Source organism: Nocardia sp. JCM 38205, assembly GCF_058222935.1.
Genome location: NZ_JBYHFL010000021.1, coordinates 1 through 644, shown reverse-complemented (window position 1 = coordinate 644; position 644 = coordinate 1). Strand labels below are relative to the sequence as shown.

Sequence of the window (644 nt, the reverse complement as noted above, 5' to 3'; positions counted from 1 at the left end):
TCCCGCTCGCACACCGTGATCGCATCGTTAGGGCAGCAGGCGGCCGCGGCGCGGGCCTTCTCGATGCACACCATAGTGCCGTCGCCGGTGGCCGTGGCGAGGCCGTCGACGAGCTGGAGGTGGTCGGTGGCGATCGGCAGGCACACTCCGGTGCCCGCGCAGCGGTTGTGGTCGATGATCAGTCTCGCGTCCATGCCACGTCCAATCGTTCGAGGGAGCGCACCACCCGGCCCGCCCGCCAGGTCCCGCCATCGGCGGGATCGGCGAGTCGCAGCCCCGGCAACCGGGTGGTCAAAGCCTCCAGGGCTATCCGTGCTTCCAACCGGGCCAGGCCCGCACCGACGCAGAAATGAGTGCCGTGCCCGAACGCGAGATGCGGCAGCCGCGTCCCGCGGTCGAGCACGAAGGTGTCCGGGTCGTCGAAGACCTTCGGGTCGCGGCTGGCAGCGTGAGTGACGGGGATGACTGCCTCCCCGGCGCGGACCAACACGGGCCCGAGCTGCACATCGGTGGTTGCCGCGCGGGTGAATCCGCCGCCGACTCCGGCCGGCACGAACCGCAGAAGCTCCTCCACCGCAGAAGGGATCAAGGTGGGCTGCTCGATCAGCTGATGGAACCGTCGCGGGTCGCGAAGCAGAGTGAAC

General features: G+C 69.9%; 2 protein-coding genes. Both read right to left on the bottom strand.

The annotated features are described in order from the left end of the window. The coding region (locus AC4HOU_RS29135; RefSeq protein WP_490725609.1) for a ferredoxin at nt 1-194 on the bottom strand (194 nt) is incomplete at its 3' end. Beyond that, a partial coding sequence (locus AC4HOU_RS29130) for a cytochrome P450 (RefSeq protein WP_490725608.1) occupies nt 179-644 on the bottom strand: 466 nt, incomplete at its 5' end. The genes AC4HOU_RS29135 and AC4HOU_RS29130, both read right to left, overlap by 16 nt.